This is a genomic window from Mycobacteriales bacterium, assembly GCA_030697205.1.
In the GTDB taxonomy this organism is placed as follows: Bacteria; Actinomycetota; Actinomycetes; order Mycobacteriales; family SCTD01; genus JAUYQP01.
In genome coordinates this window covers 1-24,769 of the sequence record JAUYQP010000028.1, presented here as the reverse complement: position 1 = coordinate 24,769, position 24,769 = coordinate 1, and the positions used below count along the sequence as shown (strand labels likewise).

The window sequence follows — 24,769 nt, the reverse complement described above, 5'->3', positions numbered from 1 at the left end:
CAGTAGCCGGGCCAGACTGCCCTGATGGTGACCACCCTGTTGCAGGTCCGCACCGGCGGTGTCGAGGTCGTGCGCGACCTGACGCACGACTGCCGGTCCTTCGTCCGTGAGGCCTCGCTCGATGCCGCGGCGGGTGGCGACGGCCTGCTGCACGTGTTCGTCCCGCACGCCACCGCAGGGATCGCGGTGCTCGAGACCGGTGCCGGGTCCGACGACGACCTGCTCGCGGCCCTGGGGGACCTGCTCCCCGCCGACGACCGCTGGCGGCACCGCCACGGCAGTCGCGGCCACGGACGCAGCCACGTGCTGCCAGCGCTCGTCCCGCCGTTCGCCTCCCTCCCCGTCGTCGGGGGCGAGCTGGCGCTCGGGACCTGGCAGAGCGTGACCCTGGTGGACCTCAACGTCGACAACGCCGTCCGGGAGGTCCGGCTGTCGTTCCTGAGGGGCTGACGGCTCAGGCGACCGGCAGGTGCTTCCTGTCGTACTCGCCCTGGATCGCCTGCTGCAGCGCCGGTCGCGCGGCCAGCAGCGGACGCAGCTCGTCGTAGCCGATGCGCAGCATGGTCACATCGGTCTCGGCCGAGACGGTCGCGGTGCGCAGCCGCCCTTCGAGCAGCGCGCTCTCGCCGATGACGGCGCCGGCTCCGAGGTGGGCGAGCACCACCTCGCCCTTGCGCACGCAGGTGGTGCCGTCCACCACGACGTACGCCGAGTCGGCGGGCGTGTCGGCGGCCATGATCGTCCAGCCGGCGCGCAGGTGCAGGAGCCGGCCGGCGCCGGCGAGCGCCTCGACATCCTTGCCCGGCACGGCGGCGAGCAGCGGGAGGGCCTGCAGCGCGGCTGCGACCTCGCGCCGCTCCTTCTTGGCGTTCACGGGGACTCCTCGGTGTCTCGGGTCGGGGTGCGGGGCGCCGGGTAGGAGCGCGACCGTAGCGACGTCCGGACGACCTGACTGTCAGCGAGCGGACACCGCCGAGACGTCGCCGTCGGAGCGCGCGATGGGAATGGCCGGTACTCGCAGCGACAACCGCGCGCAGAGGTCGGCGGCCACCTGCGGGAGGAGGTCGGGCGCGACGGGACGGGAGAAGTGGTAGCCCTGCAGGCGGGTGCAGCCCTGCGCGACCAGGGCCTCGGCCTGGTGGCGGGTCTCGACGCCCTCGGCGACGGTGTCGAGCTCGAGGGACGCGGCGAGGGCCAGCACCACGGACGCGAGCTTGCCCTCGGCCGAGCCGGTCTCGGCCATGCCTGCCACGAAGGAGCGGTCGACCTTGAGGACGTCGACCGGGAGCCGCGACAGGTAGGCGAGCGAGGAGTAGCCGGTGCCGAAGTCGTCGACGGCGAGCCGCACCCCGAGGGCCTTGAGGGAGTGCAGCCGGGCCGCGGCCGAGGTGAGGTCCTGGACGAACAGGCTCTCGGTGACCTCGAGGACGAGGGCGCGCGCAGGCAGCCCGGAGCCGGTGAGTGCTGCCTCGACGTCGGCGAGCAGCTGGGGCTCGGCGAGCTGGCGGGGCGAGAGGTTCACGCTGACGGTCAGGTCGTGGAGCGCGGGCAGCAGGCGCCACTGGGCGGTCTGCCGACAGGCCTCGCGGAGCACCTGGGAGCCGAGCGCCACGATGATCCCGGTGTCCTCGGCGAGGGGGATGAACTCCGCTGGCGAGACGGTCCCACGGCGCGGGTGGTTCCAGCGGACCAGCGCCTCGGTGCTCGTGACGCGACCGGAGGCGGCGTCGACGACCGGCTGGTAGTGCACCGTGAACTGGTGCTGCTCGACGGCGACGCGCAGCTCGCTCTCGAGCTCGGTGCGGGCCTGGAGGCGGTGCCGCATGCCGGCTTCGAAGACGACGTAGCGGCGCTTGCCGTCGGCCTTCGCGCGGTACATCGCGACGTCGGCGTCGCGCAACAGCTCCTCGGCGAGCACCTGGGCCCCGACCGCGGTGACCAGGCCGATGCTGGCGCCGACGTGGACGGTGTGGGTGCCCAGGTCGAAGGGCTCCTCCAGGGCCATGAGCACGCGGTCCGCAGCCACCGTCGCCTCGTTGTGGTCGGCCTCCCCGAGCAGCACCGCGAACTCGTCGCCGCCGAGCCTGGCCACCGTGTCGCAGCCCCGCAGCGCGGTGACGACCCGGTCCGCGACGGCCGACAGGAGCTGGTCACCGACAAGGTGGCCGAGCGAGTCGTTGACCACCTTGAAGTCGTCGAGGTCGAGGAAGAGCACCGCCAACGGTGTCCCGTGACGGTCGCTGTGCTCGCGGGCCCGCGCGAGCCGGTCGAGGAACAGCGCCCGGTTGGGGAGCCCCGTGAGGCCGTCGTGCAGCGACTGGTGGGTAGCCTCCTGGACGGCCCGCTGCAGCGCCTCGACGGTCTGCGCGTCGTTGAGGGCGAGGCTGACGTGCTCCGCGAAGGCAGTGAGGACCTCCTGCTCCGACGCGCTGTAGACGCGGCCGGCCCGGCGGGTCGCGACCGTGAGGCTGCCCACCGGACGGCCGCCCTGGCGGACGGGCACGGCCATTGCCGAGCGGATACCGTCCTCGGCAAAGCCGGGGATCGGCGCGGCCAGCGCGGTGTAGGCGTCGGTGACGACCAGCATGTCGAGCAAGGCGGCGCGACCGCCGACGCCCCAGCCGAGCGGCGTGCGGCTGGACTCGGCGGTGAGGTGGGCCGGGACGCCCACCGACGACACGAGCAGCAGGGTCTCGGGCTCTGCCGGGTCGACGAGGCGCAGTCCGACGATGTCGTCACCGATCAGCTCGGCAGCGCCGGCAGTGATCGTGTCGAGGACCTCGTGCAGCGGTGCCCGCGAGCTGATCGAGCCCTGGATGCGCGACAGCCGCTCGAGCAGCGTCTGGCGCTCGCGCAGGTCGTCGACGGTGCGGGAGGAGACCAGGGCCATCGACAGCACGCGCGCCGTGCCGCGCAGCAGGCTGCGCTCCTCCTGGCTGTAGCCGCCGTCGGAGCGGGCGACGAGCAGGCGTAGCCCGGGGACCCCGTCGCAGTCGGCCACGAGCACCTCGCAGGCGCCACCGCCCTCGACCTGCAGGACCTGCAGGTGGCCCTCGGCGGCTGCGAGGAGCAGCTCGGATGGTGCCTGCCCCCGGGGGAAGCCCACCGAGGCCACGACCTGGTCGTGCTCGACGACCGCGGCGACCTCCGCGTCGAGCGCCTCGGAGGCGTGCTCGACGACGCGCCGCTGCAGCGAGGCGGGGTCGGTTACCTCGGAGACGGTCGCGAGCAGCTCGGTGAGCTGCTGGGTGGACCAGCAGGGGCCGGCGTCAGCCACGGCGACTCACCCGAGGGCCAGGACCACGAGGGTCTGGTTGTGGAAGCCTCCGGTGCCGGACGTCCGCGCGATCTCGCCGTAGGTGTAGAAGCCTGCGACCGGCGCGTCGCCCGCGTGCTGGGCGATGCGGGCGACCTCGCGGCAGAGGCCGAGCTCCTGCAGCACGCCGCGGCGGGCGATGCAGTCGAAGGCGAGCATCCCGATCGGCGGGCGGCCCTCCAGCGGAGCCAGGGCCTCGGCGCAGGCGTCGTCGGTGGCCTGCATCACCGAGGCGTCGTCGCCCTCCATGAACCACGTGAGACCGCCCCGGGGGACGCGCGCCACGCAGCCGAGGGACCGGTCGGAGAAGTCGGCCTCGGCGACGAAGCGGACCTCCTCGCCGCGGCGACGCGACAGGCCGAGCGGATGGGTGAGTGCGAACTGGGTGAAGGCCGCAGGATCGGTCCAGGCCTCGGGCGGGGCACCGAGCCGGGTGAGGTAGACGTCGAGGGCAGGGGAGTCGTCGAGGGTCAGGACCCGGTTGCCCGCACTGCCCGTCACCATCATCGGCTCACCGACGCGGCGCCACCCGTGGCTGACGCCGATGCCGAGCGGGGCGTCGGAGCCGAGCGCGGCAGCGACGACCGAGCCCTCGAGGACCTGGCCGTCGAGGAACTGCGCGGTCTTGGTCATGCGCAGGTCGTCACCGGCGCAGCCGCCCACGAGCGGCACTCCCGCACCGAGGACCTCGTAGGCGCCGCGCACGAGCTCCTCCTGGTCGCCGGCAAGGCCGTCGGACAGCAGCAGCAGGGCACGGTGCGGTCGGTCCGCCACCAGTGAGGCGGATTCTGCGACTGTCGATCCCGCGATGCGCAGACCGTCCGGCTCGACCCGGCAGGCGGAGGTCGCGACGCTGAAGTCCCCGCCGAGGGCCATGACGACGACGCTGCTGTCACCGGGGCCGCCCTCGGCGATCTCGCCGGCCGTCGTGCAGCCGACCAGCGGGACCTCTCCGGAGACCGCCCGTATCCCCGCGAGCAGGGCGGGCAGGTCGTGGGCGTCGCTCGCGAAGACGATGAGCAACCGCGCGTCCTCGCGGGCGTCGAGGGCTGCGGCCGCGGCCTCGCGCCCGGCCAGGCCCGACGTGGTGCTCGTGGATGACCCCGAACCGGTCCAGCGATCCACGGCTCACCTCCCCGGAGCCGCTGCGCAACGGCCTCGGGACTTCATCGACAGGCTCGCGCTGTCCGCTCATGGCCATCTGCGGTGGTCCGGTCTGGTCACGACGGACTAGTGAGGTGTGCCCCCCGGCACGCGGGGCGCCGGGGGGCGGTGGTGCTGCTCTCCCTGCGGGTCGTAGTGGACGATCGCCGCCGTGAGGCGCGGGACGTCGCGCAGCAACCGGTGACGGGCGTCCTCGGCGACGCTGTGGGCGGCCACGAGACTCAGGTCGCTGTCGACGACGATCTCGCACTCCGCGCGCAGGGCATGGCCGATCCAGCGGGCCCGCACCTCACCGATCTCGAGCACTCCCGGGGTCGCGCGCAGCGACGTCTCGACGCTGTCGAGCAGCGGTTCGTCGACGGCGTCCATGAGGCGGCGGTAGACCTGGCGGGCCGCGTCGCGCAGCACCGACAGGATCGCCACCGTGATGACCAGGCCCACCACCGGGTCGGCCCGCTCCCACCCGAGCCCGACGCCGAGCGCCCCCGCGACGACGGCGAGGCTGGTGAAGCCGTCGGTGCGCGCGTGCAGGCCGTCGGCCACCAGGGCCGCGGAGCCGATCTCGCGGCCGACGCTGATGCGGTAGCGCGCGACGAGCTCGTTGCCGACGAAGCCGACGACGCCTGCGGCGGCGACCGCGCCGACGTAGCGCACCTCCGACGGGTCGAGCAGCCGTCGGAAGGCCTCGTAGCCCGCGGCGACCGCCGACAGCACGATGAACAGCACGACCACGACACCCGCCAGGTCCTCGGCGCGGCCGTATCCGTAGGTATAGCGGCGGTCGGGGAGGCGCCTGCCGACGGTGAAGGCGATGGCGAGCGGCACGGCGGTCAGCGCGTCGGCGAGGTTGTGCAGAGTGTCGCCGAGCAGCGCGACCGAGCCGGTGAACACGACGACGACCGCCTGCAGCAGGGCGGTGACGCCGAGGACGGCGAGGGAGACCTTGAGCGCGCGGATACCCTTGGCGGAGGTCTCCAGGGCGCTGTCGACGCTGTCGGCGGCGTCGTGGCTGTGCGGGGAGACGAGCTCTTTGAGCCGGCCGAGCAGCCCGGTGGGGTGGTCGTGCTCCTCCTGGTCCGCGTGGTCGTGCCCGTCGTGGTCGTGCCCCCCGTGGTCGTGCTGCGCGTGGCCGCGGTCGTGCTCGTCGGGCGGGTGCGCGGGTGTCGTGGCCACGGCGCCAGTGTGCCCCGACGTGGCGCGCGTCACCCTGCGGGAGGGGGTCCGGAACGGGGTGTCGAGGGGGTGGCACTTGCGCCGGAGGTTCCGGTCCGGTGGACTACGCCCACGCGCCCCGCCGGGGCGGTCATGGAAAGGGGTCGTCGGGTGAGCACCTCCGCGGAGCACGCGGGGCAGCGTGGGCTGGCCGAGAAGCTGGGGATCGAGCCCGGCATGGTGGTGCAGGTCGTCGGCACCGGACCCCTTGACGACACCGACGTGGACACGTCGCTGCTCGACGACGTCGCGGCGCGCGCGGGCACCGAGCTGATCCACACCGACGACAGCGACGACGTCGTCGACGTCGTCCTGCTCTGGTGGCGGGAGGGCGACGGCGATCTCGTCGACGCGCTCGTCGACTCGCTGCACAACCTCGCAGACCACGGCACGATCTGGCTGCTGACCCCCAAAGCCGGTCGTGAGGGCCACGTCGAGCCGTCCGACATCGACGAGGCGGCGCCGACCGCAGGGCTGTCGAGCACCCGCTCCACGAGCGCGGCGCCGGAGTGGTCGGGCACCCGCCTGGTCTCGCCGAAGGCCGCGCGCTCCAAGCAGCGCCGCTGACCCCAGCCGCCGCCCGGCTGCTGCTGTCCGACGCGGGTCGGGCCGCGGTCGCCCAGGCCGTGGCGAGCGACCTCACCGACGCCGCGCGGGTGACGACCGCGACCGCGCTCGGGACCGCGCTCGGTCCGGAGCTCGGTCCGCTGGCCCTCGAGCAGGCGCTGCTGCGCCGACGCGCGGTCGCGAAGCACCCACGGGGCGGCGAGCTGTGGTGGACCGCCGAGGCACTGGAGCAGGCGTCGTCGTACACCGTGGCCGACCATCGGGTCGGTCGCTTCGCAGGGCCGGTCGTCGACCTGTGCTGCGGGGTGGGTGGCGACCTGCTGCCGCTGGCGTCTGCGCACGGGTCGGCCGTGGGGGTCGATCTCGACGAGGCCCGGCTGCTGCTCGCCGCCGCCAACGCCCGGGTGCTCGGCCTCGATGTCGCGCTGGCCCGCGCCGACGTGACCCGGCTCGCGCTGCCGCCGGACGCGCGGGTCTTCGTCGACCCGGCCCGCCGGTCCGGTCGGGCACGGGTCTTCGACCCGCGGCTCTACTCGCCGCGGCTCGACGAGGTGCTGACCTGGCGGGTGCGCGAGCTGGGAGTGAAGGTCGCTCCGGGCATCGACTACGACGCGCTGCCCGCCGACGTCGAGGTGGAGCTGGTGTCGCTGCGCGGCGACGTCAAGGAAGCAGTGCTGTGGGGCGGCGAGGCCCGCCGCGGGGTCGCGCGGACCGCCACGCTGCTGCCTTCCGGTGACGCGCTGAGCTCCTCGGCCGCGCCGGTGCCCGCTGTCCGGCCCCCCGGCCGGTGGCTGCTCGAGCCCGACGGGGCTGTCGTGCGCGCCCATCTCGTCGCCGAGCTGGCCGAGCGGGTCGGCGGCTGGCTGCTCGACGCGACGATCGCCTACGTCGCTGCCGACGAGCCGGTGGCGACGCCGTTCGGCCGGTGGTACGAGGTGCTCGAGGTCATGCCGTTCTCGCTGAAGCGGCTGCGGGCGCGGCTGCGCGAGCTCGACGCGGGGACGCTGGTGGTGAAGAAGCGCGGGACGGCGGTCGAGCCCGAGCAGCTGCGCCGGCAGCTCCGGCTGACCGGGTCGGTGGAGACCACGGTGGTGCTGACCAGGTCGGCGGGCGCGCAGGTGGTGCTCGTCGTACGCCCTGCCTAGCGGCGCAGGCGGCCGACCAGGCCGGTGACCTTGCCGAGGCCCGCGACTCCGGTGCGCAGCGCGGCTCCGCCCGGGAGCCCCGGCACCTCGTGGACGAGCGGCGCGAGGCGCATGAACGAGGTCATGTTGTGGACCACCAGCCGGCGGGTCAGCAGCAGCTGGGGGAGCGCGGCCCGGCCGGCGGAGGCGTCGAGCAGGTCGGCGGCGGCACCGCGCACGCCGGCCCCGTCGAAGCCGGGGCGGGCCGGTGTCGTGACCCAGCCGTCGGTGTCGGACGCGAAGGCCCAGCCGCCGTCGCCGGCCTGTGCCGTCACCGACGTGTGGATGCCGATGCGGGCCGACAGGGCACCGGTCACGTCGAGCAGCGCGGCCAGGCCCCGGTCGAGCAGGTGCGCGGGCGGGGTCGGCGCGCCGCAGGGGGCGAGGTCGAGGGCGTGGACGGCGAGCTCGTAGGTCGAGGCGTGCACGAGGGACAGGACCGGCAGCGGGCCGAGTGAGGAGCGGGCCGGGTACCGCCCGAGCTCCTCGGGCAGCGGCCCGTCGAAGAACTCCTCGATCGTGTCGCGAGCGCGCACCAGGGCGGCGAGGACCTCGTCGCGGGTCGCGTCGCGGTGGGCGGAGACGAGGGCGGCGTTCTCCGCGTCGAGGTCGGGGGTCTCGCCGGCGCCGCCGTTGCGGGCGCTCTCGAGCAGGCCGGTCAGCGGGGTCCGCTCCGCCCAGGAGCCGAGGTGGATGCAGACCGCCTTGCCGGTCCAGCCGGGCAGCCGCGACGGCCGGTCGAGGTCGGCGGCCTCGGCGAGGTCGAGGAAGTGGTCCCATGCCGCGACGACGTGCTCGCCGACGATGCGCGGGTCCTCGTCGGACAGTCCCAGTGCAGCCACGCGCCATCCTCGCGCACGTCGCTAGCCTGGTGCGTGACGGTCCTATAGCTCAGCTGGCTAGAGCGCCGCCCTTACAAGGCGGATGTCGCAGGTTCGAGTCCTGCTGGGACCACCTCCCGCGCCCCGCCGCGCCAACCGGCAACCGATCGGGGGCGGGGTGCGTCCCAGTGCCATGCGCACCCTCACTCGGACCCTCGTCAGCGCGGGCGTGGTCGGCTCCGCCACCGCGGCCCTGGTGGTCGCGCTCCCTGGGGCCACGCCCCCGGCCGCGGCCGCCGGGCTGACGCCCTACGCGAGCTGCGACGCGCTGCTGGCCCACTACCGCGGGGCGCTGCGCGACACCGCCACCCCCTACGGCTGGGGCTGGGGCGGCGGGATGAGGCTGTTCGGCGGGGAGCGGGCGGTCGCGGCGATGCCGTCGACCGCGTCAGGAACGGCGGCGGACAGCGGCGCCATGAAGGCGACCGGTCCCGGCGCGACCGGCACCAACCTGCAGGAGGAGGGCGTCGACGAACCCGACAGCGCCAAGGTCGTCGGTGACCTGCTGGTGGTGGTCGCGCGCGGCAGCCTGCAGCTGCTGCGCGCCGGTGACGCGCCGACCCAGCTGAGCAGCCTCGCCCTGGGACTGCAGGACGGCTACGGCGCCGAGGTGCTCGTCAGCGGTGACCGTGCGCTGGTGCTGGTCAACGGCTGGCGGCAGGACCCGCAGCCGGTGGCCGCGTCGACGGCCGCGCCGATGGGTCGCGGCTGGTGGGGTGGCGGCACCGCCCTGACGCGGGGCGTGCTCGTCGACATCGCCGACCCGACCGCCCCGACCCTGCTGGAGCGGCTCGAGCTCGAGGGCCGCTACCTGTCGGCGCGGCTCGTCGACGGCCGGGTCCGGCTCGTCACGAGCTCGACCGCGCAGCCGACGTCGGGCGCCCAGCCCCAGGCCGACAGCGAGAAGGCGCGCGACGAGGCACTCTCGGCGAACCGCAAGGCGGCCGCCGAGGTGACGCTCGGCGACGTCCTGCCGCGGCTGGTCCGCCGCGGCCCCGACGGCGGGGTCCGTGCCGACACCCCGGCCGTGGGATGCGGCGCGGTGAGCCACGCCGAGCAGCCGCGGGGAGCGAGCACGCTGCTCGTCACGACGCTCGACCCGGCCACGGGCCTCGCGCCCGTCGACAGCGACGGCGTCACGACCGACGGTGACCTCGTCTACGCGAGCACCGACCGGCTCTACGTCGCGACCAGCCGGTGGGGGACCGTGGCCCCCGCGGGCGACGACACCGCGGGCACCACCGCGGACACCACGACGGCGGAGGAGGCCGTCACCACGGAGATCCACGCCTTCGACACCTCGACCGCGACGACAGGCTACGTCGGCACCGGCAGCGTCTCGGGCTACGTCCTCGGCCGGTGGGCCTTCTCCGAGCACGAGGGCCGGCTGCGGGTCGCGACCACCAGCGCCCCGCCCTGGCAGCAGGGGCAGGAGCAGTCGGTGTCGACGATGTCGGTGCTCGAGGAGTCGGCCGGCGAGCTCGCGGTCGTCGGTCGGGTCAGCGGGATGGGCAAGGGCGAGCGCATCCAGGCCGTCCGCTTCTTCGGCGACCTCGCCACGGTCGTGACCTTCCGCCAGACCGACCCGCTCTACGTCCTCGACCTGTCCGACCCGGTCGCGCCGAGGCTGCTCGGTGAGCTCAAGGTGCCGGGCTTCTCGACGTACCTGCATCCCCTCGGCGGCGACCTGCTGCTCGGTCTCGGGATGGACGCCGACGAGAAGACCGGGCGCACCACGGGGATGCAGCTGTCGGTCTTCGACCTCAGTGACCGCAGCGCCCCACGGCAGGTCGACCGGCTCAGCCTCGGCGAGGGCTGGAGCCAGGCGCTCGACGACAGCCGTGCCTTCGGCTACGACCCGCAGCGCCGGCTCGCGCTGCTGCCCTTCATGCAGTACCGCGACCAGCAGGCGTCCGCGCTCGGCGTGCGGATCGGCGCGGACGGCACCCTCACCGAGGCCGGCCGGCTGGAGGTCCACCCGAGCACGCCGACGACGCGGGTGCTGCACGACGCCGACCGGGTCTACGCCGTGAGCGAGTCCGGCATCGCCGCGGGCCGCTCCACCGACCTCGACCGCACCGGCGCCGTCACGTTCCCGAGGTAGGCGCCTCGGTCAGGGCGTCGAGCGCGAGGGCGAACCGCTCGCCGAGCACGCCGTAGCCCCAGGTCGACGGGTGCAGCCGGTCGCCGGACAGGAAGCGGCGCGGCAGCCCCTCGGCCCATCCCTCGGTGATCGGTGAGGCGAAGGGCACGTCGAGCTCGTCGGCCACCGACGCCACGACCCCGTCGACGGGCCCGCGCAGCCGCACCCCCGGCGGGTCGTAGGCGCCGATGAGCACGAGCTCGGCGTCGGGCGCGCGGTCGCGCACCAGCGCGACGACCTCGCGGACCCGCGCAGCGACCAGCTCCGGATCGGCCCGCCAGTCGTTGTGCCCGCCCTCGACCACGACCACGTCGTACGACGTGAGGTACCTGCGCGCCAGGCGCTCGCCGTAGGTGCTGCCCGGTCGCGGACCCTCGTTGACGTAGCCGGTGCCGCCGACGCCGTCCACATCGATGGTCCAGCCGAGCCGGCGCGCCGCGACGCGGGCCATCACCGGTCGGCGCGGCTTCGCGCCGACGCCCTCAAGGATGCTGTCGCCGACGACGAGCGCGTGCACCGGTGCGTCGGCGACAGCCGGGCGCGACGTCGCGGTGGGCAGCCCGAGCAGCGCCGCCACGAGCAGCACCGGAAGGACGGGGAGCCGCCCTGCCTGGCGGTCCCGCTGGCGCCCCCTCTCGCGTCCCATGGGGGAAGCCTCGGCGGCGCGAGGCCGCTGCCGCAGCCGGACGACACGAGCGTCACCCGATGGTGAGGGCCCTAAGTCGACGAACTTCTGACATATCCCGCTCAACACCCCGACGCGGGGGTGGGCAGTCGATTCAGGACTGCGCCCCCTGACCGGCGCCGAGCTGGTGGTGCTGCTCGGAGGCGACAACGCGGTGACCCGTCCGGCTCTGAGGACCCCGCTGCCTGACCTCTCCACCGTCGGGCTGCTCACGCTCGATGCCCACCACGACGTACGCGGCTTCCACGGCGGGCCGACCAACGGCACCCCGGTGCGGGGCCTGATCGAGGACGGTCTGCTCGGGGCTCACGTGGTGCAGGTCGGGATCGGAGACCTCACCAACTCACGGGCCTACCGCACCTGGTGCGACGAGCAGGCTCACCTGCGCGGGCTTGTTGTGGGACTACGCCAGTTGCCAGTAAGTCCTCCTTCTTGTGATCAGTTCGTGCCATGGTGCAAAGGATTAGGTGCGTTCATCCTCGACGGCGAGGGCGGCTGCGCTCGCGTCAGAAGAGAGCAGGCACGTTGACCGAGGACAGAGAGAGCGGGCCGGGGGTGATACTGCTCGTCGAGGACGACCCAGACCACGCCTTCCTCATCCGCCGTCAGCTGGCCGAGCACGACCTGGGTCGCCGCGAGCTGGTCCACCTCACCACCGCGGCCGCCGCGGCACTGCGCCTGGCCGCCGGCGATGTCGCCTGCGTGATCCTGGACCTCTCGCTGCCGGACGCCAAGGGCATGGAGGGCCTCAACGTGCTGCGGGCGGTCGACCCGGCGGTCCCGATCGTCGTCCTGACCGGCCTCGACAGCGAGACGGTCGGGTTGAACGCGCTGAAGATGGGCGCGCAGGACTACCTCGTCAAGGGCCAGCACGCGACAGACTCCCTCGGTCGCTCGGTGATGTTCGCGATGGAGCGCGCTCGTCGCCAGCAGTCCGAGCGCACCCAGCTGCAGCTGGGCACCCGGCTGGCCGTGCGTGAGGCGCAGCTGTCCGAGGCGCAGCGGCTTGCCCGGCTGGGCAGCTGGGAGTGGGACCTGGTCTCCGGTTACGTGGCCTGGTCGCAGGAGCTCCTGCGCCTCACGGGTCTCCCCGAGGCACAGGGCGAAGCGGCCTTCGAGGCCTACCTCGGCCTCGTCCTTGCCCACGAGCGTCGGAGCGTGGCGCGCCTGTTCACGCCGGCGGAGGCCGGACAGACCCCGATCGTCGTCCGTCACCGCATCGATCCGGTGAACGGCCCGACCCGCTGGGTGCTGGGGCACATGACGGCGGCGGCGTGGGACGACGGCGGCCTCGTCACCCGGATCCTCGGCACGATGCAGGACATCACCGAGCAGAAGACCGCAGAGGACCGCCTCGCGCACCAGGCGCTGCACGACGGGTTGACCGGCCTCGTCAACCGCGGAGTGCTCCTCGACCGGCTCACCCGGGTGCTCTCGCGGTCGCGCGGCGATGCCTCTCTGGTGGCGGTCATCTTTCTCGACCTCGACCAGTTCAAGTGGATCAACGACAGTCACAGCCACCTGGCCGGTGACCACCTGCTCATCGAGGTGGCGCGCAGGCTCGAGCAGGCTGTGCGCCCCAGTGACACGCTGGCCCGGTTCGGAGGAGACGAGTTCGTCGTCCTGTGCGAGCGGCTGCAGGTCGAGTCCGAGGTCCTCGAGCTGGCCGAGCGGATGGGGGCAATTCTCGCCGAGCCGTTCGTCCTCAGTGGCGGCTCGCCCACCGGCGGCGAGGTCGTGACGGTGACCGCCAGCATGGGCGTGGCCACCGCCCAGCCAGGGTCCGGCGCGGTGGCCGAGCTGTTGGTCCGGGACGCGGACATCGCGATGTACCGCGCCAAGGAGCTGGGTCGGTCTCGGTTCGAGATCTTCGATGAGGCCATGCGCGAGCGCGCGACGTCCCGTCTGCGCACGCAGAAGGACCTCAGCAGGGCGCTGAAGGCCAACGAGCTCGAGGTCCACTTCCAACCGGTCGTGGACATGGCCACCGGCCAGATGACGGGCTCGGAAGCGCTCGTGCGCTGGCAGCACCCCGAGCGCGGCCTGCTGCTGCCGGACTCGTTCATCCCGGTCGCCGAGGAGTCGGGACTCATCGTCGCGCTCGGCGCTTTCGTGCTCGAACGCGCCTGTCAGGTGACGGCGATGTGGAACGCCACTCGCCAGACCCCCCTGACGGTGGCGGTCAACCTGTCCGCCCGACAGCTCAACCATCCGGACCTCGTCGCTGTGGTCGGAGCGGCGCTGCGCCGCACCGGGTTGCCGTCTGAGCTGCTGGGCCTCGAGGTCACCGAGACCGTGGTCATGGAAGACCCCCAGGCCAGCGGACGCTTGCTGCAGGAGCTGCGCAGCCTCGGGGTCTCCGTCGCCATCGACGACTTCGGCACCGGCTACTCCTCGCTCGCCTACCTGCACGCCTTACCGCTCGACCAGCTCAAGGTGGACCGCTCGTTCGTCCAGGCCATGAGCGAAAACGGAGTCGGGATGGCCATCACCTCTGCCATCGTGGCGCTGGCCAAGGGCCTCGACCTGTCCGTGCTGGCCGAGGGGGTTGAGACGGTGGAGCAGCGCGACCTGCTCATCCACCTCGGGGTGACCTCCGCGCAGGGTTGGCTCTGGGGGCGTGCTGTCCCCGCGCACGAGTGCGGATGGGCGCAGCAGCCACCCTTGTCCGTCCAGCTGGAAGGCGCTGCTACTGCCGTGCCTCAAGCCCGCAAACCCGCGGCCCCCGTGTCGAACGGAGCCTCGTGATGGACGGCTACAGCCCGGAGCTGCGGGCCTTCCTCCTCGCCGTCAGCGGCATCGAACTCATCGTCTGCATCGCCGTGGTCGCGGTGTTGGCGCGCCGTTGGCATCGCCAGCGGTCGGCTGTGACCGCCTCAGTGCTCAGCGTCTACGTGGTGTTCGCGCTCGTGCTGGCGATGGGCTTCTTCACGCCGGAGCAACCGCGCGGCTGGGGGGCGTTCTTCGTCGATGTGCAGATCTGCCTGCTGCTGCTGATTCCGTTCCTGCTCGCCGAGTTCACCTGGTTGCTCGGGGGCACCGGGCTGTGGACGCATCGACTCGTCGTCGGCCTGCTGGTCGTGCAGGTCCTGGCGACCCTGGCGACGCCGCCGCTGCCAGAGCCGGGGCAGCCGCGGCCCGCGTGGGCCCAGGCCTTCGTCGCGCTCGTCGTCCTGGCGTGGAACGTGCAGGCGTTCATTGCGGCCCGGGGGCTGTGGAAGCTCAGCCGCGGCCAGTCGTCGGTCGTCCGCAACCGGCTGCGCACCCTGAGCGCGGGGGCGATCCTCCTGGCCCTCACGCTGGTCGTGTCGGGGGCGACTGGGGGGACCGCAGCGTCGTGGGTGACCGTGACGATTTCGGTCCTCGGCCTGCTCTCGGTCCTGCTCTACGTACTGGCCTTTGTGGCACCCTGGTTCTTGCGGGTGCTGTGGCGGCAGGGAGACCTCGCTGCGCTTTCCCGCGCCGAGCGAGGCCTCATGCAGGCTCTGACCCGGCACGACGTCGCCGAGACGATCGTGCCCGTGCTGGCCGATGCCTTCGGCGGCAGCGGGGCCGCGCTGCTGGACGGCGCGGGCAGCGTCGTACGACTGAGCGGCTCGGTGGACGCCGAGCAGATCGCGGCGGCCCACGCGGCCGAGGCCGGAGACGAGCAAGTCAGCGAGCCCGTGCTCGGGGTGCTGACGGCTCGGCTGAGCAGCGGCTGGCTGGTCGTGACCTCGGGGATCCTGGCTCCCGCGGTCGGCAATGACGAGGCCGAGCTCCTGGGGCGGGTAGCGACGCTCGTTGACCTCGCGTTGCAGCGGGTCGACCTCTTCGAGCAGGAACGCGCCAGCCGCGAGGCCGCCGAGGCCGCCAACGAGGAGCTCGAGACGCTGCTCTACAGCGTTTCCCACGACCTGCGCAGCCCGCTCATCTCGGTCCTGGGCTACCTGGACTTCCTCAAGCAGGAGTATGGCGATGCCCTGACAGGCGAGGCGCCGCACTACCTCGAGCGGATCAGTGTCAACGCGATGTACATGCAGAGCCTGATCGCTGACCTGCTCGAGCTGTCACGCATCGGCCGGATCGAACCCGATCCGCAGGTCGTCGACCTGAGCGGCGTAGCGGAGGAGGTCTGCGAGGGCGCCCGCCTGCGCGCGCCGCAGGCTCACCTGGAGGTCGTGGGTGACCTGCCCCTGATCACCGTGAGCGACGTGCGCGTCCGCCAGCTCCTCACCAACCTCGTCGACAACGCCCTCAAGCACGGCGGCCGGCCTACCATCCGCGTCACCATCAGCCTCGAGCCTGGCCAGGACGGGTGCTTCGTCCTCCGCGTCGCCGATGACGGACGCGGTGTGCCGGTCGAGTACCGCGCCCGTGTGCTGCGCGTGTTCGAGCGGCTGAACGCGCCGAAGTCGAGCACTGGCACCGGCATCGGGCTGGCGATCTGCAAGCGGATCGCCGAGAGCCTGGGCGGCTCGGTGGCGGTCGGCGGTCCTGCCGACGGTGACACCACGGGCACCACCGTCGACATCAGCTTGCCTGTGCACCTGCTCGTCTCCCGCACATTGCCCGAGCCCCGGGACGCTGCGACCGCAGCACCTAAGCCTGCTGTGGAGGTAGCGCTATGAAAGCTCGAATCCTGGTTGCTGAGGATGACGCGGACCACGCCTTCTTCACGGTGCGGGCCTTCCACGACGCCCACGGCGCCGGCGTGGAGATCGTGACCGTCAAGGACGGCGAGGAGGCTCTGGACTTCCTGCACCGGAGGGGCGACTACGCCGACGCGGAGCGGCCCCACCTGGTGGTGCTGGACCTGAAGATGCCGAAGGTCAACGGACTCGAGGTGCTCGAGGCCATCAAGGGCGACGCGTCCCTGTGCACGATCCCGACGGTCGTGCTGTCGTCCTCGGATCGTCCGGAGGACGTCCGCGACAGCTACGAGCGCCAGGCCAACAGCTACGTCACCAAGCCCGCGAGCCTCAGCGGGCTGCGGGAGGGCGTGCAGCAGATGGCGCGCTACTGGATCGACGTCTCGACGCTGCCGGAGCAGGATCCTGCTCAGAGAAGCCGCTGAGGGGCGGCAAGAGGGTCTGGGCTGGTGGACCGGTCGATCGCGCGGTCGCAGGTGCGGTCAGGCCTGGGGTCAGCTTGCGGCGATGATCGCGCGGTTGGTCGTGACCGTTGACGGGGCTGCCGCCGCGGCTCGGGGTGAATCGAACAGTGCTCTTGTCCGATACGATGCGCCACGTGGAGAGATCGCTTGAGCAGGTGGAGTACGTCCCGGAGCCCGAGACGTTCTCGCGCGCGGTTGACCTGATGACGGCCTACGTCCGTCGCGAAGACGGTGCCTACACCGGTCTCATGGAGGCGGCTCGCGACGACCCCGAGGCCATGACGCAGTCGCTCATCGCCCTGGGTGCGGTGCTGCTCGACATCGCTGCGGGGGCCTTCCACCTCACCCCCGACGAGATGCTCGGGAAGGTGTCGCACGGCATCCGCGAGAGCGTCGGAGGCGCGGAAGGCTGATGTCGGGCAGGCTGGGCGCATGACGCTCGAGCCGCGACTGCTGCGCGACGGCACGCCCGTGGTGCTTCGGCGGCTGCAGCCCCACGACAGGGAGGGCCTGCGCGCGGCCTACCTCCGGCTGTCGCCCGAGTCCCGCTACCACCGCTTCCTCGCGCCGGTGCCTCGGCTCACCCCGACGATGCTCGACCAGCTCGTCGACCGCGTCGACGACGTCGACCACGTCGCCCGGCTGCTCGTCAGCGCCACCAACGGCGAGGACATCGCGGTCGGGCGCTTCGTGCGCGACCGACTCCGCCCGGAGCTCGCGGAGGTCGCCTTCACCGTCGCCGACGACCGGCACGGGATCGGTGCGGGCAGCGCGCTGTGCGACGGTCTCGTCGCGGCGGCGCTCGAGCGGGGCGTCACCGGTTTCACGGCGCTGCTGCTCGCCGAGAACACCGCCGCGCTGCACCTCATGGCCCGCGCCGGGGAGGTCGTGCAGCGCACCCTCGACCACCCGGGGACGGTCGAGGTCGAGGTCGCGCTGCGCCCGCCGCCGGTGCCACCACCCCCGCTCGTCGCCGATCACTAGTCTCCGGCAGGTGAGCACCCTCGCCGACGTCGTGGCCGTCCTCGACGGGCTCTACCCCCCGCCGTGGGCGGAGCCCTGGGACGCCGTCGGCCTGGTCTGCGGCGACCCCGACCAGGACGTACGCCGGGTGCTGCTCGCCGTCGACCCCGTCGAGGCCACCGTCACCGAGGCGCTCGACGGTGGCTACGACCTGCTGCTCACCCACCACCCGCTCTACCTCAAGGGCACGTCGTCGGTCGCGGCGACGACCCCCAAGGGCCGGCTCGTCCACCGCCTCATCTCCGGTGGCTGCGCCCTGCACGTCGCGCACACCAACGCCGACGTCGCCGACCCCGGGGTCTCCGACGCGCTCGCCGCGGCGATCGGGCTGGTCGACCTGCGCCCGCTGCAGGCCCTGCCCGCGGACCCCCTCGACAAGCTCGTCGTCTTCGTCCCCACGGCGTCGCGCGACGCCCTGCTCGACGCGCTGGCCGCAGCGGGTGCCGGGGCGGTCGGCGACTACGACCGCTGCGCGTGGACGACGACGGGCACCGGCACCTTCCGGCCGCTGCCCGGGGCGGTGCCGACCGTCGGCCGGGTGGGGGAGGTGGCCGTCGTGGCGGAGGACCGCCTCGAGCTGGTGCTGCCGCGCGCCCGCCGGTCCGCTGTCGTCGCGGCGTTGCGGGCCGCGCACCCCTACGAGGAGCCGGCCTTCGACCTGCTCGAGCTGGCCGGGCTGCCCGGCCCCCGCGGCCTCGGCCGGGTGGGGGAGCTGCCGTCGCCGATGGCGCTCGCGGACTTCGCCGAGCACGTCGCCCGCAGCCTGCCTGCGACGGCCGGCGGCATCCGCGTCGCGGGCGGCGACGGCCGTGCTGTGAGCACCGTCGCGGTCTGCGGCGGGTCCGGCGACTCGCTGCTGGGGGCGGCCGCCCGCTCGGGTGCGCAGGCCTACCTCACCGCCGACCTGCGCCACCACCCGGCGAGCGAGGCGCCCGAGGGCCTCGCCCTGCTCGACGCCGCCCACTGGGCCACCGAGCACCCCTGGCTCACCGACGCCGCGGTGCGGCTCGCGACCGCCGCTAACGTGAGCACGACGGTCTCGACGACCGTGACCGACCCCTGGCACATGAGGAGCCCGCAGCCGTGAAGGCCGACCCGTTCGTCCAGCTCAGGCTGCTCGACCTCCAGGCGCTCGACAGCGCCCTCGACCGCCTCGCCCACAAGCGCAAGACGCTGCCGGAGATCGCCGAGATGGCCCGCCTCGAGGGGCTGGTCGACGCGCTGCGCGACGACCTCGTGCGCGCCGAGACCGAGGTGTCGGACCTGCAGCGCGACCTCACCAAGGTCGAGGCCGAGGTTGAGCAGGTCCGCGCCCGGCGCGCCCGCGACGAGGAGCGGCTCGCCTCCGGCGCCATCACGCAGCCCAAGCAGCTGCAGGACCTCGAGCACGAGGTCGCGACCCTCACCCGCCGTCAGTCCGACCTCGAGGACGGCGAGCTCGAGGTCATGGAGCGGCTCGAGGCCGCCCAGGCCGTCCTCGACGAGCACACCGCCGCGCGCAGCGGTCACCTCGCGGCGCGCTCGGAGGCCGAGGCCGCGCGCGACGTGGCCTTCGTCGAGATCGACGCCGACATCGTCCGCATCACGGCGGAGCGCGCCGAGATGGCCGCGACCTTCCCCGACGACCTGCTCGCGCTCTACGAGAAGATCCGCTCCGCCGAGGGTGGTGTCGGGGCGGGCGCGATCGGCCGCGGTGCCTGCGGCGGCTGCCGGCTCGACCTGATGGGCAACGAGAAAGCCGCGATCCGCGCGGCCGCCGTCGACGAGGTGCTGCGCCACGAGGAGTGCGGCCGCATCATGGTGCGGACCGCCGAGTCGGGTCTGTGATCTCGCGCGTCGTCGTCGAGGCCGACGGCGGCTCGCGCGGCAACCCTGGGCCCGCGGGCTACGGCGCGGTCGTGCTCGACGGCGTCACCGGCGAGGTCCTCGCCGAGCGGGCAGCGGGGATCGGGGTGGCGACCAACAACGTCGCGGAGTACGCCGGGTTGATCGCGGGCCTCACCGCCGCGCTGGAGCTCGGTGCCGCCGACGTCGACGTGCGGATGGACTCCAAGCTCGTCGTCGAGCAGATGTCGGGCCGCTGGCAGGTCAAGCACCCGTCGATGAAGCCGCTCGCGAAGGAGGCCTCCGAGCTGGTCCGGCGCCTCGAGCGGGTGCGCTTCTCCTGGATCCCCAGGGAGAAGAACAAGCTCGCCGACGCCCTCGCCAACGCCGCGATGGATGCCGCCGCGCGCGGCGAGGTCTGGGTCTCGGCGGGGGCGTCGCAGCCCGATGACGCGGCCTCCGCCTGGCTCGCCGAGCACGACGTGGCCCCCGTCGCGCCCGTGCCGGAGACGACCCCCAACCGGCTGTCGGGCTGGCAGGACTCGCCCGCGCCGCCCACCACGACCTGGCTGCTGCGCCACGGGCAGACGGTGCTGTCGGTCGAGAAGCGCTTCTCCGGTGTCGGTGACCAGGAGCTCACCGAGGTCGGCCGCGCCCAGGCCGCCGCGGCCGCGCGTCGGGTCACGACCCTCGGCGCCGTCGTCGTCGTCACCTCACCCGTGCGCCGGGCCCGCCAGACCGCCGAGGCGGTCGCGGCCGCTGCCGGCCTCGAGCTCGTCGTCGAGGACGGCTTCCGGGAGACCGACTTCGGCGACTGGGAGGGCTACACCTTCGGCGAGGTCCGCCAGCAGTGGCCGCGCGAGCTCGACGCCTGGCTCGCCGACACCGCAGTGGCCCCGCCCTACGGCGAGTCCTTCGACGCCACCGCCACCCGGGTCCGCCAGGCCCGCGACCGCGTCATCCGCACCCACCCCGGCAAGACGGTCGTCGTGGTCTCCCACGTGACGCCCATCAAGACGCTGCTGCGCTTCGCCCTCGACGCTCCGCCATCGGCGCTCTACCGGATGCACCTCGACCTGGCCTGCCTGTCGCAGGTGCAGTGGTTCGCCGACGGGCCGGCGGTGGTCCGCTCGCTCAACGACACCGCCCACCTCGGCGACCTGCCTCGCTGAGGCGTCATGCGCTTGCCAGCTCCCGCCCGACCAGGCGGAGCTCGGCGAGTGCCCGACTCGGCGCGGGGGAGCGCCTCGGCCAGCGCTCGCGTCGCGTCGAGGAACGGGTCGTCACGACCACAGCTCAGGCGTACGACGACGTCGGTGAGCGCCCGCGGCTGCGCGACGATGTCGTGCGCCCGGAAGTCGGCCTCGTCGTCGAACGCCCCGGGTCGCACGTCGGCGTAGCGGCGGAACAGCGCGGGGCTACGTGCTCCTGGGTGGACCGCTGAAGGTCGTGTGGTCGGTGAGCCAGGTGGTGATGTGCTCGAGCGCCAGAGCGAGAGCCTCGATGAGCGCGGTGTGCGGTGGCTTCCCGCTGTGAGCGTCGTGCTCGATCTCGGCGCACAGGCGTGCGAGGCCGACGGCCCCGAGCATGCTGGCGGACCCTCGCACCGTGTGGGCGAGCGTGCGAACGGTCTCGAGGTCGTGTAGCTGCGCGGCCTCGGTCAGCGCGTCCACGCTCACGGGAGTGTCTCGAAGGAAGATCGCCACGAGGCTGCGGAGGTCCTCACCTGTGCCGTCGAGCTCGCGGAGCTGCTCGAGGGCCCGCTCGTCGAAGTCACCCGCCTCAGGCGCGGACGGTCCCTGCGGACCGACGACCGGGGTGTCGGTGGCGAGCAGGCGGTTGAGCGCGGTGTACAGCTCGTGGTGGTCGATCGGCTTGGTGACGTGGGCGTCCATGCCGGCGGCGAGGGCGCGCTCGGCGTCGCCCGCCAGGGCGCTGGCGGTGACCGCGATGATCGGGCTCCGCCGGCCGTCGCCCTCGCGGCGTCGGATCTCGCGAGCCGCCGCGTAGCCGTCCATGACCGGCATCTCGCAGTCCATCAGGACGGCCCCGTAACGACCGCGGGCGACCGCTTCCACCGCTTCGGCGCCGTTGGCGACCCCGTCGACGGCGTAGCCCGCTTTCTCGAGGATCAGCGTCGCCAGACGCAGGTTCATGGCGTTGTCGTCGGCGACCAGCACCCGGGTGCCGTTCGCGGCAGGTGCCGCTCCGTCGCTGGTCGCGCGAGGTGTCGCGGTGCGGCTCGGGACGGCCCCGATCGCTGACCCGATCGCGTCGAAGAGCTGGGAGCGGCGGACCGGTTTCACCAGGAATCGCGCCACGTTGACCGTGTCTCGGCCTCGGGCCGCGTCTCGACCTCCCGCCGAGGAAAGGATGATGACCGGTGGCGGGTGTTCGAGCTCCCGGGCGAGGTCGTCGGCGAGCTCAAGGCCATCGCGGCCAGGCATGATGTAGTCGGAGAGGACCACGTCGAACGGCTTCCCGGCGGTCTCGGCGTCGCGGGCGAGGGTGAGCGCGTCGACGGCGTTGGACGCCTCGGCTGCCTCCGGCCCCCACGCCGCCATGTGGGCAGCGAGCACGGTCAGGTTGGCGGGGATGTCGTCGACGAGCAGTACCCGGGTGCGGCGCAGCCGCCCAGCCCGGCTCACGACGGGCGTCCCGCGGCCCGGGGCGAGGCGGGCGGTGAACGTGAACGTCGACCCGACACCGGGGGTGCTCTCGACGGAGACGGTGCCGCCCATCAGCTCGACGAGACGACGTACGATGGCCAGACCGAGCCCGGTGCCGCCGTAGCGTCGGGTGGTCGACGAGTCGGCCTGGGTGAAGCTGGCGAAGATCTTGGCGCGGATCTCATCGGTCATGCCGATGCCGGTGTCGCGCACCTCGCCACGGATCTCGAACCCGTCACCGGCGGCCGCGGCGGTGCAGGCGATCACGACTTCGCCGGTGGCGGTGAACTTGATGGCGTTACCCGCCAGGTTGATGAGCACCTGACGGAGCCGGGTGGGGTCGCCCCGCAGGACGGGGGGTGGATCAGGATCGACGGCGACGATCAGCTCCAGGCCCTTGGCGTGGGCGGATTCGGCCAGCAGCTCGGCCACCTCCTCCACCACCGTCGCCAGCTCGAAGTCGATCTCCTCGAGCTACTCCGTCGGCGACATCGTGGGCTACCGCGTCCCTGAGGGGACCTTCGGTGCCGGCAACGTCGTCATCCACCGGCTCATGGGCGGCGACGGACGCGCCGGGTGGCGCACCCAGGGCGACAACCGCACCAGCCCCGACCCCTGGCGACCGACCGACGACGACATCGCCGGACGGCTCGTGTGGTCCACGCCAGGGGGCGGCAGCGTGCTGTCACGAGCTGCCGAGCCGGTCCCGCTGGGCCTGCTCTGCGGCGGCCTCACGGCCCTCGTCCTCGCCTGGCCGGACCGCAAGCGCAAGGCCACGGCTCCCGCGGCCGAGGTCCTTCCTCGGGGGCCCGGGCCGCAGGTCGTCGTCGTACGCCGGACCGCGCGCGGGTCCTGGCAGCCCACCGACCTGCCGAGTCACGCCGAACTCGTGGGCGGGGCGCACGTCCGGGCGACCCCGGCCCCGACAGGCTGTCGACCAGCGCTGAGCGCGCACCGCGTGCAGATGCGGCCCACCCTGCGCCGTGCCTGGGCCTGTACCGATCTTCCGGGGGCCGAGGACCGACGGGTGCCGGCAGCTGCCGTTCACTGCTGACCACCAGTCGTCCACCGGATCTCATGCGGTCGGCCGTAGGTCGTCGGTCTGGCCCAGAGCAAGACCGCGTGTCTGGTGCCGCTGCTGGGTGCCGCGGCCGGTGCTTCACGGGCAAGCCCGGCGTACGTCGTCTCCGGGGCGCGCCGCGCGCGCGGTGCTGCGTCGCCTTCCCGTGGTGGCGTCGTTCGTCGTGGTTCTGGCTGTCTGCCACGTCCCGACGCTCCCCGCGGGGCAGTCGAGCGACCGGTCAACCTGAGGGGGGCGATCGGTACGCCTGGGGCTGTGGCCACCTACCCCGTGCCGACGAAGGAACAGGTGCACCTGTGCAGCACAGCCCGCTCTACATCCCACCGACCCGTCAGGACCCTCCCGTGACCGACAGCTGCAAGGTTCTCGCCAAGTGGAACGGCTACTGCGCTGACTGCGAGCGCCAGCGCCCCCTGGTGCTCGTCGAGCGCGGCTGCTTCGGTGTTGCTGCCTGGCTCCGGGGTCTCGGCAGTGAGGACCGCACCCTCTGCTATGCCTGCCGGGTCTGTGGGCGGGTCGAGCAGGTACCTGCGACTGCGGCTGAGGACGCGCGCTACGACGCCACCTTGCCACGGTGGCCTGACCTGGACCTCGTCGCGGAGGTCGCTCTGCTGCAGGCGACCGCCGCAGCTCATCTCCCCGGGGGCAACGGTGACCCGGCGTCCGGTCGGCGGGCCGAACCGCCGACACGGATCTGGGAGGATCCACATCTGGCGGCCGCCGCGGAGCTCTCCGCACTGGTGATGTACGACGTCCCCCGCCCAGCGCACCTACACATCCATCCGGACGGCCCTCCGACGGCGCCGCCGATGGAGGCCATCCTGCCCACGGATGTGCCAGAGCCGCGCGAACCCCTGTTGCCGTCGGCTGTGCCTGACCAGCGGATGCCGCGGAAGTCCGCTGAACGCGAGCCCTCTCCTGGCAGGAGGTCGGCGATCGTCCTTGTCGTGAGCCGTGCACCCATGGCAGCGCCCTTGCGACCCACCGATCTGGTGTTGCTCGGCCTGGCGGCCTGACGCCCGAACGTCAGGCCAGGTGTCCTGTCCTCCTCCGCCAGGGCCACGGACGTCGTGTTCGACGTGATGGGCTGGCTCAGCTGACCCGCGCCTTATCGGGCCTACGCCGGGAGCCGACTCGGCCCCGTCGTACGCTGGTCGTGGGACGAGTCGGCCGGACGGTCGCGGCAGCAATCCAGCTGTCGAGGAAAGTCCGGGCTCCACAGGGCAGGGTGGTCGCCAACAGCGACCCGGGGTGACCCGCGGGAAAGTGCCACAGAGAACAAACCGCCGGTGCTCGCACCGGTAAGGGTGAAACGGTGGGGTAAGAGCCCACCAGCGCCCGGGGTGACCCGGGCGGCTCGGCAAACCCCACCCGGAGCAAGGTCAAGAGGGGCTCCTCCGGGAGCCCTGCGGAAGCGCTTGAGGGCTGCCCGCCCGAGCTTCCGGGTAGACCGCACGAGGCCGTTGGCAACAGCGGTCCCAGATGGATGACCGTCGCTCCCGCCCTCGGGCGGGAGAACAGAACCCGGCTTACAGGTCGGCTCGTCCCCCCAAGACCCCCGGCCGCCCACATCACGTGCACGACGCGGTCTCTCGGGCGCCGTGTCGCGGTGACAGGGCGCGGGCGGGCAGCCCCATGAGGTCGTGTGACGTGGCTGGTCGGGCGGCACACCGGGTTGACACGCGTCCCTCGGACGACGCGTGGCTCGAGACAGTGGTGCGATTGCCCTCATCTGTGGCACTCTGCCCCGCATCCGCACCATGATCATCGACCGAGAGGCACTCTGTCTCGTACCGGGTTTGATGGAGACCATCAAGCCACGGAGGATCAAGAATGGCGGCACCACGGAAGTACCCGGAGGAGCTTCGGGAGCGCGCGATCAGGCTGACGCTGGACGCTCGGAAGGACCCGGCCGCTCGGTCGGG

The 24,769-nt window shown here is 73.0% G+C and carries 22 protein-coding genes, 1 tRNA gene and 1 other RNA gene; 17 read left to right on the top strand and 7 right to left on the bottom strand.

From position 1 onward, the window contains the following. The first annotated feature begins 24 nt into the window (after positions 1-24). The gene (locus Q8R60_08660) at positions 25-450 is read left to right on the top strand and encodes a YjbQ family protein (protein ID MDP3712540.1); all 426 of its coding nucleotides are present in this window, start codon (positions 25-27) and stop codon (positions 448-450) included. Positions 451-454: 4 nt separating this feature from the next. Here Q8R60_08660 and Q8R60_08655 read toward each other — a convergent pair whose 3' ends face one another. The 4 genes from Q8R60_08655 to Q8R60_08640 all read right to left on the bottom strand — a co-directional run bounded on the left by Q8R60_08655 (position 455) and on the right by Q8R60_08640 (position 5,653). Then, positions 455-874 carry a cyclic nucleotide-binding domain-containing protein gene (locus Q8R60_08655; GenBank protein MDP3712539.1) on the bottom strand — a complete coding sequence of 140 codons (420 nt, stop codon included), beginning with the start codon at positions 872-874 and terminating at the stop codon, positions 455-457. Between the two features lie 81 nt (positions 875-955). Further along, positions 956-3,277: an EAL domain-containing protein gene (locus tag Q8R60_08650; GenBank protein ID MDP3712538.1), complete on the bottom strand. Its 2,322-nt coding sequence runs from the start codon at positions 3,275-3,277 to the stop codon at positions 956-958. Positions 3,278-3,283: 6 nt separating this feature from the next. Next, a complete protein-coding gene (locus tag Q8R60_08645) occupies positions 3,284-4,441 on the bottom strand; it encodes an FIST N-terminal domain-containing protein (GenBank protein ID MDP3712537.1) in 1,158 nt (385 codons plus the stop codon). Between the two features lie 105 nt (positions 4,442-4,546). Then, the gene (locus tag Q8R60_08640) at positions 4,547-5,653 is read right to left on the bottom strand and encodes a cation diffusion facilitator family transporter (protein ID MDP3712536.1); all 1,107 of its coding nucleotides are present in this window, start codon (positions 5,651-5,653) and stop codon (positions 4,547-4,549) included. 216 nt (positions 5,654-5,869) lie between these two features. Between Q8R60_08640 and Q8R60_08635 the strand changes: the two genes are divergently transcribed. Together Q8R60_08635 and Q8R60_08630 are read left to right on the top strand one after the other, a co-directional pair. Next, positions 5,870-6,259: a DUF3052 domain-containing protein gene (locus Q8R60_08635; GenBank protein ID MDP3712535.1), complete on the top strand. Its 390-nt coding sequence runs from the start codon at positions 5,870-5,872 to the stop codon at positions 6,257-6,259. Then, a complete protein-coding gene (locus tag Q8R60_08630; protein ID MDP3712534.1) occupies positions 6,202-7,404 on the top strand; it encodes a class I SAM-dependent methyltransferase in 1,203 nt (400 codons plus the stop codon). The genes Q8R60_08635 and Q8R60_08630 overlap by 58 nt, the downstream gene beginning before the upstream one ends. On the opposite strand, the gene Q8R60_08625 is transcribed toward Q8R60_08630, so the two are convergent. Continuing rightward, positions 7,401-8,285: a maleylpyruvate isomerase N-terminal domain-containing protein gene (locus Q8R60_08625; GenBank protein ID MDP3712533.1), complete on the bottom strand. Its 885-nt coding sequence runs from the start codon at positions 8,283-8,285 to the stop codon at positions 7,401-7,403. The genes Q8R60_08630 and Q8R60_08625 overlap by 4 nt on opposite strands. 38 nt (positions 8,286-8,323) lie before the next feature. Here Q8R60_08625 and Q8R60_08620 point away from each other — a divergent pair. Both Q8R60_08620 and Q8R60_08615 read left to right on the top strand, forming a co-directional pair. Further along, positions 8,324-8,397: transfer RNA gene (locus Q8R60_08620), tRNA-Val, on the top strand. 60 nt (positions 8,398-8,457) lie between these two features. Then, entirely contained in the window at positions 8,458-10,428 is a 1,971-nt protein-coding gene (locus Q8R60_08615; protein ID MDP3712532.1) for a beta-propeller domain-containing protein, read from the top strand. Here the strand turns inward: Q8R60_08615 and Q8R60_08610 are convergent. After that, positions 10,412-11,113, bottom strand: coding sequence for an SGNH/GDSL hydrolase family protein (locus Q8R60_08610; GenBank protein MDP3712531.1), 702 nt, complete (start codon positions 11,111-11,113; stop codon positions 10,412-10,414). The genes Q8R60_08615 and Q8R60_08610 overlap by 17 nt on opposite strands. 166 nt (positions 11,114-11,279) lie before the next feature. On the opposite strand from Q8R60_08610, the gene Q8R60_08605 reads away from it, so the two are divergent. The 9 genes from Q8R60_08605 (at position 11,280) to Q8R60_08565 (ending at position 20,266) form a co-directional block, all read left to right on the top strand. Next, entirely contained in the window at positions 11,280-11,681 is a 402-nt protein-coding gene (locus Q8R60_08605) for an arginase family protein (protein ID MDP3712530.1), read from the top strand. A 26-nt stretch (positions 11,682-11,707) separates the two neighbouring features. Further along, the gene (locus tag Q8R60_08600) at positions 11,708-13,900 is read left to right on the top strand and encodes an EAL domain-containing protein (protein ID MDP3712529.1); all 2,193 of its coding nucleotides are present in this window, start codon (positions 11,708-11,710) and stop codon (positions 13,898-13,900) included. After that, positions 13,900-15,762, top strand: a complete 1,863-nt coding sequence (locus Q8R60_08595) for a HAMP domain-containing sensor histidine kinase (protein MDP3712528.1) — start codon at positions 13,900-13,902, stop codon at positions 15,760-15,762. Before Q8R60_08600 ends, Q8R60_08595 begins: the two co-directional genes overlap by 1 nt. Then, on the top strand, positions 15,759-16,208 hold the full coding sequence (locus tag Q8R60_08590) for a response regulator (GenBank protein ID MDP3712527.1): 450 nt from the start codon (positions 15,759-15,761) through the stop codon (positions 16,206-16,208). Before Q8R60_08595 ends, Q8R60_08590 begins: the two co-directional genes overlap by 4 nt. A 173-nt stretch (positions 16,209-16,381) precedes the next feature. Continuing rightward, positions 16,382-16,660, top strand: coding sequence for a hypothetical protein (locus tag Q8R60_08585; protein ID MDP3712526.1), 279 nt, complete (start codon positions 16,382-16,384; stop codon positions 16,658-16,660). A gap of 19 nt (positions 16,661-16,679) precedes the next feature. Then, positions 16,680-17,231, top strand: a complete 552-nt coding sequence (locus tag Q8R60_08580; GenBank protein ID MDP3712525.1) for a hypothetical protein — start codon at positions 16,680-16,682, stop codon at positions 17,229-17,231. Between the two features lie 10 nt (positions 17,232-17,241). Further along, positions 17,242-18,357: a Nif3-like dinuclear metal center hexameric protein gene (locus Q8R60_08575; protein MDP3712524.1), complete on the top strand. Its 1,116-nt coding sequence runs from the start codon at positions 17,242-17,244 to the stop codon at positions 18,355-18,357. Further along, the gene (locus Q8R60_08570; GenBank protein MDP3712523.1) at positions 18,354-19,097 is read left to right on the top strand and encodes a C4-type zinc ribbon domain-containing protein; all 744 of its coding nucleotides are present in this window, start codon (positions 18,354-18,356) and stop codon (positions 19,095-19,097) included. Before Q8R60_08575 ends, Q8R60_08570 begins: the two co-directional genes overlap by 4 nt. Beyond that, complete coding sequence (locus Q8R60_08565) at positions 19,097-20,266, top strand: bifunctional RNase H/acid phosphatase (protein ID MDP3712522.1); 1,170 nt, start codon at positions 19,097-19,099, stop codon at positions 20,264-20,266. The genes Q8R60_08570 and Q8R60_08565 overlap by 1 nt, the downstream gene beginning before the upstream one ends. A gap of 246 nt (positions 20,267-20,512) precedes the next feature. Here Q8R60_08565 and Q8R60_08560 read toward each other — a convergent pair whose 3' ends face one another. Then, positions 20,513-22,195 carry a response regulator gene (locus Q8R60_08560; GenBank protein MDP3712521.1) on the bottom strand — a complete coding sequence of 561 codons (1,683 nt, stop codon included), beginning with the start codon at positions 22,193-22,195 and terminating at the stop codon, positions 20,513-20,515. Here Q8R60_08560 and Q8R60_08555 point away from each other — a divergent pair. From Q8R60_08555 to rnpB, 3 genes are all read left to right on the top strand, one after another. Beyond that, on the top strand, positions 22,161-22,817 hold the full coding sequence (locus Q8R60_08555; protein MDP3712520.1) for a hypothetical protein: 657 nt from the start codon (positions 22,161-22,163) through the stop codon (positions 22,815-22,817). The genes Q8R60_08560 and Q8R60_08555 overlap by 35 nt on opposite strands. A gap of 371 nt (positions 22,818-23,188) precedes the next feature. Continuing rightward, on the top strand, positions 23,189-23,860 hold the full coding sequence (locus tag Q8R60_08550; GenBank protein MDP3712519.1) for a hypothetical protein: 672 nt from the start codon (positions 23,189-23,191) through the stop codon (positions 23,858-23,860). Positions 23,861-24,006: 146 nt separating this feature from the next. Beyond that, an RNA gene (rnpB, locus tag Q8R60_08545) (RNase P RNA component class A) lies at positions 24,007-24,392 on the top strand. The last annotated feature ends 377 nt before the right edge of the window (positions 24,393-24,769 follow it).